This window comes from Nocardioides flavescens, assembly GCF_009823805.1.
GTDB classification, from domain to species: Bacteria; Actinomycetota; Actinomycetes; order Propionibacteriales; family Nocardioidaceae; genus Nocardioides; species Nocardioides flavescens.
This window is the reverse complement of sequence record NZ_WUEK01000009.1, coordinates 218,425-225,830: the sequence shown is the minus strand read 5'-3', so window position 1 is coordinate 225,830 and position 7,406 is coordinate 218,425. Positions and strand designations below refer to the sequence as shown.

Sequence of the window (7,406 nt, the reverse complement as noted above, 5' to 3'; positions counted from 1 at the left end):
CTGGCCAACCCGGACCTGCCCGAGCGCTGGAAGCAGGGCGCCGAGCTCAACGAGCCCGACCAGGACACCTTCTACGGCGGCGGCGCCGAGGGCTACACCGACTACCCGACCCTCGACCAGGCGTCCTGAGGCGCTCACCGGTCGTGGTTTCGAGACGGTCCTGGCGGACCTCCTTAACCACCGATTCGGTGGTTGAGGAAGGACGAAGTCCTGTCTCGAAACCACACCTCTCGACAGTGGTCTCGAGACGGCGTCAGCGCGCCTCCTCGACCACCGTGGGCGTCTAGTACCGCTGCCACACCCTGAGCCGCCGGGGCGAGTCCGACTCCGGCGACTCCGACTGCTCCCACACGCGCCGCCACGGTGCGACGTCCGGCCCCGACGGGTCGGGCGTCGTGCCGCTGGCGGCGCGTCGCTTCGCCTCCCACCAGGTGCTCCTGTCCTCGTCGAGCAGCGCCGCGACCCCGTCGCGGATGCGGGGCGCGAAGTCGCGCACGCTCTCACCCTCGGCGGGGCTCAGCGGCTCCCCGAAGCGGACGGTGAGCTGACGACGGCCCTTCGAGGGCCAGTTCTGGTCGCGCGGCATCGCCGCGAACGTGCCGCGGTGGGCCACCGGCACGACCGGCACGCCGTGCTCCACGGCCAGGAACGCCGCGCCCATCCGGAAGTTGCCCATCCAGCCGTCCTTGGACCGGGTGCCCTCCGGGAAGATCACCAGGGACCAGCCCTCGGCGAGCACCTCGCCCGGCGTGGTCGCCATCGCGCCGCCGCGGCGGTCGATCGGGAAGGTGTTGAACACCAGCGAGGAGCCGACGGCCCGCCACCAGGTGTCGAAGAAGTAGTCGGCCGCTGCGGCGACCGCCGTACGCCGCCGCCACGCGTCGGGCAGCGAGAGCAGCACCAGCGGGGTGTCGAGGTGCGAGGCGTGGTTGGCCGCGAAGATGACCGGGCCCTCGAGGCGCTCGAGGACGTCGAGGCCCTCGACGCGGGTGCGCACCTGGGAGCGGAAGAGCGGCTCCAGCCCGGCTTTCTGCGCGATCTCGCGCGCCGCCACGGCCGCCGGGCCGCGCGACCAGTCGGAGGGGAAGACGCTCTTCTGCGTGGGCAGGACGTAGGGCTCGGCCGAGCGCGGCACGAGCGGGCGCCGACCCCAGCGCCAGCCCTCGCGCACCTGCTTCAGATCGGAGGCGAGGCTCATGCCGACCTCACCGCACGTCCGCGAGCAGGTGCGGCGGGTTGTGCAGGTAGGTGATCGACGGCGAGGGACCGACCGTGCTGGACGCCATCTCGAGCGCGTCCTGCAGCGTCGTCGCGGCCCGGAAGCCCAGCCGCGCCGCCGCCTTGCGGTCGCCGCCGACCCAGATCACGTCGCCGACGTGGTCCATCGCGTGCGCCGCCCAGTACCACATGTAGAACGGGTGGACGCCGTGGTAGGCGTGCGAGGTGCGGTAGAGGTGGCGGTACCACGGGTCCTCGGCGAACTGCTGCTCGTACTTCTCCCCCACGACCGCCGGGTCGGTCGACTCGGCGAGGACCTCCTCGTAGAAGTCGACGTAGGAGGGGTGGTGCAGCTGGTTGAAGCCCTCGTCGAGGGGGTGGTAGAGGATCACCGCGCCGCCCTTGCGGACGACCGGCTGACCCCGGTAGGAGTTGAAGTAGTAGCCCAGGCCCATGCAGGTCGCGAGGATCGGGTTCATGGAGCTGTTGACGTTGTAGGGGCCGACGTAGGGCACCCCCATGACGAGCACGTCGGACTGGCCGTCGACCTCGACGCTGTGCTGGGCGTGGACCTTCTCCAACGTCTTGGTGTGCACCGCCTCGACCTCGCCTGCGCGCACACCGGTCAGGCCGTAGACCGAGCGGACGTCGTGGAACAGCTTGTGGCGCGCCTTCTGCGGCGCCATCGCGAGCCCGCGCTTGACGGCCAGCATCGAGGCCTGGTCGCGCACCGACCACTCCCACTCGCGCTTCTGCAGGAAGGCGAGCGACTTCGGGAAGATGTCGTTGTTGAGGGTCGTCTCGATCTGGAAGACCTTGACGGTGTCCTTGATGATGCGCCCCATCCGCCAGGCGGAGTGGTGCATCGCGGACTTCTTGTGGTCCATGAACGAGCGCGAGTGCACCATCGTCTTGGCGTTGTGGTGGTGCTTGATCGACTTGTACGACGCCAGCCCGATGCCGACGGACTTGTGGCCGCCGTCCATCGCGACGAGGTTGACGTTGACGTAGACGAGCAGGTCGGAGGTCGCCGCCCGCTTGTCGATCTCGATGTCCTCGCCGTGCTCGGTGGTGCCGAGGTGGAGCAGGTTGTCCTGGTCCTCGGCGTCGAAGTTGTAGAGGTCGCCCTGGGGGTAGAACGAGCGGAACACCCGCTCGCCGACGATGTGCTTGAGCTCGGCGGCGGTCATCCGGCGGTGCAGCGCGTTGGCCGCGACCAGCTTGACGTCGTCCACGCCCGCCTCGGCGGCCATGGTCAGCACCGCCTCGATGATGCGCCCGCGGATGTCGGGCGCCTTCATGGTCGGCAGCGGGAGCGACAGGTCGTCGAAGGCGATGGTCAGTCGCATGCCCGCGCGCAGCAGCGCCGGCAGCGGCTCGGACTCCTCCGGGTTGCGCAGCGCGTGGTCGATCGCCGCGTCGACGTCGGGCACTGCGGGCAGCGACTCGGGCGGGTAGACCACCCGGGTGCCGAGCGGGAAGCTCTCGAGCCGGAAGCCGAGCCCCTCGTGCACGATCATCGGGGGCGTGCGGTCGTCGACCTCGAGGACGAAACCTGGCCTGCTCATCTGACATCCATCCTTGTTGTCGACTGGTCTCGGCGGTCGCTGGTCACGACGAGCTGCCCGAGGACCTCGGGTCGAAGGCGACCTTGACCGTCCCGAGACGGCCGGCCGCGTGGGCGTGGTCGAGGGCCTCGCGCCAGCGGTGCAGCGGGTAGGAGACCACGGTCTTGGACAGCTGCACGACCGGCTCCAGGGAGCCGAGCTCGATCGCCTTGTCGAAGGCGTCCTCGGACTGCGAGGAGGCGTAGGTGCCGACGATCTCCAGCTCGCGGAACCACGCGGCCGACAGGTCGGCGGCGGCGGGCATCCCCGAGAGCACGACGCGACCGCCGGCGCGCGTGGCACCGAGCGCGGTCTCGAGCGACTGCTTGCTGCCGACGGCGTCGACGGCCACGTCGACCCCGCCGAGGAGGTACGGCGCGGCGTAGTCGGGGTTGAGCTGGAAGGCGCCGGTCGAGCGGCGTACGCGGCGCAGCACCTCGCGCGGCGCGACCACCTCACTGGCGCCGAACTGCTGGGCGAGCTCGCGCTGGTGGCCGTGCTTGGCGACGACGACGATCTCGCCGGCCGGCGTGAGCTCGCGCAGCGCGAGCGTCGCGAAGAGCCCGACCGCGCCGGCGCCGCTGACGAGCACGCGGTCACCGTCGCGCACGCCGGCCCGCAGGGCGGTGTGCACCGCGCACGACAGCGGCTCGAGGAGCAGGGCCTGCTCGTCCGACCAGCCCTCGGGCACCGGGTGCATCTGGCTGCGGTGGGCGGAGAGCTGCTGGCCCCACCCGCCGCCGGTGTCCTTGCAGAAGCCGGTCTGCAGTCCGGGCGAGAGGTCGCCGACGGTGATCCGCGAGCAGCGGTTGGTGTCGCCGAGCGCGCAGTTCTCGCACGGCTCGACGCCGCGCGCCGCGCAGGTGAGCACGGGGTCGAGCACGACGCGGGTGCCCTTGGGGAGGTCCTCGCAGTCGTCGAGGAGCTCGGCGACGACCTCGTGGCCGGGCACGAACGGCAGCGAGACCACCGCGGAGAAGTAGAGCGACGTCGACCCCGACAGTGCCCCGAGGTCGGAGCCGCAGATGCCGGAGAGCCGGGTGCGCAGCCGGGCCCAGCCCGGCCGGTCGACCACAGGCGGGTCGATGGTCACGAGCCGCAGGGGGGCGGCGAAGCCGGACAGCAGTCCAGGCATCCGCGAGCCCATCGCCTTGCCCGCGACGGTGCGCGGCAGGCTGCGGAACATCTCGAGCGCGAGCATCATCCCCGCGTCACCTCCGGGCGGCGGGGTCGAGGGCACGGGTCGAGCCGGACGGGCTCGCCCAGTCGGCGACGTCCCAGTGCGAGCGCCGCGCGTGGCGGTAGAGCGGGACGTCGGGGCGCACGGCGACCGGGTTGCCGACGGCTTCCAGCAGCGGCAGGTCGGACAGCGAGTCGGCGTAGGCGAACGACGCGGCCATGTCGATGCCGTGCTCGGCGGCGTAGGACTTCATCCACGCCCCGCGCGACTCCCCCACGAGCGGCGAGGTGGCGAGGTGGCCGGTGCAGATGCCGCGCTCGTCGACCTCGAGCTCGGCGGCCTCGATGTGGTCGAAGAGCGGGATCAGCGGGCGGGTGAGCGGCCGGATCGCGCCGGTGATGAGGACGGTGCGGTGCCCCGCGCGCCGGTGCTCGCGGATGCGGCGCACGGCGTCGGGCGAGAGCCGCGACAGGATGTGGCTGGTCAGGTGCTCGTCGGCGACCTCGTCGAGGTCGGCGAGCCGGGCCCCCGCGTAGTCGCGGTAGACCCCGCGCAGGAAGTCGCTGCGCGAGCGGCGCTCGGCCTGCACGAGGCTCGGCACCCGGGTGGCCATCCGGCCGAGCTCGCCGAGACGACCGAGCCGGTCGAGCTCGCGCAGCCGCACCCACAGGAACGTCTCGATGACGTTGGACGACAGCAGCGTGCCGTCCATGTCGAAGAACGCCGCGACGCCGTCGCGCTTGTCGCCCACCTTGCGCAGGCCGGTCTTCGCGCTCTTGCGGCGCAGGGCGCGCAGCTCGTCGAGCTTGCGCACCGGCTCGGTGACCGAGGGGCAGTGCACGTCGAGGAAGTAGTGCTCCCAGTCGACGACCGCGGTGTCGAAGGCGAACGTCGAGCGGTCGGCGTCCGAGAGCGACTCGTAGAGCGCGAGCGTGCGGCGGTCGGAGAAGCGCAGCTCGGCGGTGGCGTACTCCATGTAGAGGTCGAGGTAGCGGCGCAAGAACTCCAGGCGGCGGCCCTGCTGGTGCAGCCGGCGCGCCATGTCGCGCGCCCGGTCGCTGCGCGGCGCGTGCCCGACGACGTAGTCGGCGGCCTTCCAGGCCTTCTCACTGGTCGACAGCAGCCGCTCGACCGAGCGGGCGCCCGGGAAGCGCCACTCGGGCAGCCGCACGTTGCCGCGGTCGGTGGCGGTGAACGGGTGGCGCTCGAAGTAGGTGCGCACCGAGGTGTAGAGGACGTTGAACGTGAGCGGGTTGCGGTCGCCGCTCGAGACGTGGAAGAACGCCGGCTCGGCGGGCGCCGGCGGGTGCGCGAGCACCGCCACGATCGCGCTGACCACGTGGTCGACCGGGACGATGTCGACGATCGTGTCGGCGGAGGCGGGGAACTCCGGCAGCTCGCCGCGGCCGTAGGCCAGGATCAGCGGCTCGGCCATCTTGAAGCCCTCGATCCAGCCCGCGTGGGGCCGCTCGAGAGCCGACTCGATGATGCTGGGGCGCACGATCGAGGCGCGGTGGCCCGCGGCCGACCAGCGCTCGACGATCCGCTCGCCCATCGCCTTGGTGAAGGTGTAGCAGTCGGTCCAGCCGAGGCTGCGCGCCCGCTCGGTGCCGATGCGCACCAGCTCGTCCTTGACCCACTGGCGGCGCGCGACCTCGGTGGCCCGCGCGGCGGTGAGCAGGCCCGCGCGGCCGTGGGCGCGCTCGGCCTTGCGGCGCTCGCGCTCGAGCACGTCGACGCTGCGGCTGCGGTGCTCGACCGACTGGCGCTGGCTCAGCCCCCAGGCGAGCTCGGCCTCGAGGTCGACCTCGTGGTCGACGGGCGCCTCGGGGATCGAGCCGCGGCGCCGGCCGGCGACGTACGCCGTGGAGATGTGGACGTAGTGGATGTCGGTGCCCGAGGCGGCGGACGCCTCGTCGATGCGGGCGAGCAGGTCGCGCACCCCGACGACGTTGCTCGTGAACCCCTCGTCGACCGGCGGGTCGAAGGACACGTCGCCGGCGCAGTGCACGACGGCGTCGAGGTCGGTCGGCAGCGGCGGCACGTCGGCCAGGTCGCCCTCGACGACGCCGACCCGGGCGGCCATCAGCTCGGGCACGCCGCCCGCGGCGGCGACGACGTCGGCGAAGACCGGCTTCTCGAGCAGCTTGGCGATGCGCATCTCACCCGTGGTGGAGCCCTTGGGCCGCACGACCACGGAGGTGCGCACACCGGGCACCTCGGTGAGCATCAGGTGGAGCAGCGCCTCGCCGACGAAGCCGGTCACACCCGTCACCAGGACGTGCTGACCGGCCAGCCGCTCCGCCACCGATCGCTCGTCCGCACCCGCCACGACGGACGATCGTGCCACAGGCGCGACCTCCCACCGAGGACAGGTGCGGTGCCCCCGGGGAATCGCGACCGGCGGCGCGGCGTTCCTCCCCCATGAGCACCCCCTTCTCCCCCGGCACCACGACCGTCGCCACCATCGGCGCGGGCCACATCGGCACCGCCGTCGCCCGGATCGCCACCGCGGCCGGCTACGACGTCGTGGTGAGCAACTCCCGCGGTCCCGAGACCCTCGCCGACCTGGTCGCCGAGCTCGGCGACCGGGCGAGCGCCGACACCGCCCAGGGCGCCGCCGAGCGCGGCGACCTCGTGGTCGTCACCATCCCGCTCCACGCGATCGACCAGGTGCCGGTCGAGCCGCTCGCCGGCAAGGTCGTCGTCGACACGAACAACTACTACCCGCAGCGCGACGGGCAGATCGCCGAGCTCGACGATCAGAGCGCGACGTCCACCGAGCTGCTCCAGCGACACCTGCCGGACTCGAAGGTGGTCAAGGCCTTCAACCACATCCAGAGCGACCAGCTCGCCTTCGACGGCACGCCGAGCGGCACCGCGCAGCGCCGGGCGCTGGCGATCTACGGCGACGACGCCGACGCCCGCGCCCAGGTCGCCGCCTGGCTCGACGAGCTCGGCTACGACGTCGTCGACGGCGGCGCGGCCGCCGAGAGCTGGCGCATCCAGCCCGACACCCCCGGCTACGGTCCCCGGCTCGACGCCGAGGGGCTGCGCGCCGCCCTGGACTCCGCCACCCGCTGAGCGGGCCGACGCCCTGGTGGGGCGGCCGTGGTGGGCGCAGAGGGGATCGAACCCCCGACCACCTCGTTGTAAGCGAGGGGCTCTACCGCTGAGCTATACGCCCCGGACCGGGGACGAGGCTACGACAGGAGCCTGGAAAGGGTCGAGCCGCTGGAGTCTCGGGTCACCAGCGGCTCGACGTGCACGAACCTAGCCAGCCGGACGGGCCCGTGGCAACGCCCCACGGCGGGTCCGCCCGGGTGGTCTCGAAGTTGAGCCGACCGGGCCAGTCCCGCATGGTCCGAACGGGTCAGTGCACACCCGTGCGGTCAGCGGGT

The 7,406-nt window shown here is 72.3% G+C and carries 5 protein-coding genes and 1 tRNA gene; 1 reads left to right on the top strand and 5 read right to left on the bottom strand.

Annotation, left to right across the window (positions count from 1 at the left end; all coding sequences use genetic code 11):
* Nucleotides 1-283: 283 nt before the first annotated feature.
* Genes GRQ65_RS15600 through GRQ65_RS15585 form a run of 4 tightly spaced genes read right to left on the bottom strand, consistent with a single transcriptional unit; the run spans nucleotide 284 to nucleotide 6,355 of the window.
* The gene (locus GRQ65_RS15600; protein ID WP_160878892.1) at nucleotides 284-1,198 is read right to left on the bottom strand and encodes a lysophospholipid acyltransferase family protein; all 915 of its coding nucleotides are present in this window, start codon (nucleotides 1,196-1,198) and stop codon (nucleotides 284-286) included.
* Between the two features lie 7 nt (nucleotides 1,199-1,205).
* Entirely contained in the window at nucleotides 1,206-2,786 is a 1,581-nt protein-coding gene (larAH, locus tag GRQ65_RS15595) for an NPN-dependent hydroxyacid isomerase, LarAH14/15/16 family (protein ID WP_160878891.1), read from the bottom strand.
* A 43-nt stretch (nucleotides 2,787-2,829) separates the two neighbouring features.
* Nucleotides 2,830-4,026, bottom strand: coding sequence for a zinc-dependent alcohol dehydrogenase (locus GRQ65_RS15590; protein WP_160878921.1), 1,197 nt, complete (start codon nucleotides 4,024-4,026; stop codon nucleotides 2,830-2,832).
* A 10-nt stretch (nucleotides 4,027-4,036) separates the two neighbouring features.
* Nucleotides 4,037-6,355: an HAD-IB family hydrolase gene (locus GRQ65_RS15585; RefSeq protein ID WP_337191771.1), complete on the bottom strand. Its 2,319-nt coding sequence runs from the start codon at nucleotides 6,353-6,355 to the stop codon at nucleotides 4,037-4,039.
* A gap of 74 nt (nucleotides 6,356-6,429) precedes the next feature.
* On the opposite strand from GRQ65_RS15585, the gene GRQ65_RS15580 reads away from it, so the two are divergent.
* Nucleotides 6,430-7,089 carry an NADPH-dependent F420 reductase gene (locus GRQ65_RS15580; RefSeq protein ID WP_160878890.1) on the top strand — a complete coding sequence of 220 codons (660 nt, stop codon included), beginning with the start codon at nucleotides 6,430-6,432 and terminating at the stop codon, nucleotides 7,087-7,089.
* 28 nt (nucleotides 7,090-7,117) lie between these two features.
* Here the strand turns inward: GRQ65_RS15580 and GRQ65_RS15575 are convergent.
* Nucleotides 7,118-7,192, bottom strand: a tRNA-Val gene (locus tag GRQ65_RS15575).
* Nucleotides 7,193-7,406: the final 214 nt, after the last annotated feature.

What these genes read in the sequence shown, in the direction of transcription:
- GRQ65_RS15600 (WP_160878892.1), bottom strand. Translation starts at nt 1,198, where the DNA reads ATGAGCCTCGCCTCCGATCTGAAGCAGGTGCGCGAGGGCTGGCGCTGG.
- larAH (WP_160878891.1), bottom strand. Translation starts at nt 2,786, where the DNA reads ATGAGCAGGCCAGGTTTCGTCCTCGAGGTCGACGACCGCACGCCCCCG.
- GRQ65_RS15590 (WP_160878921.1), bottom strand. Translation starts at nt 4,026, where the DNA reads ATGCTCGCGCTCGAGATGTTCCGCAGCCTGCCGCGCACCGTCGCGGGC.
- GRQ65_RS15580 (WP_160878890.1), top strand. Translation starts at nt 6,430, where the DNA reads ATGAGCACCCCCTTCTCCCCCGGCACCACGACCGTCGCCACCATCGGC.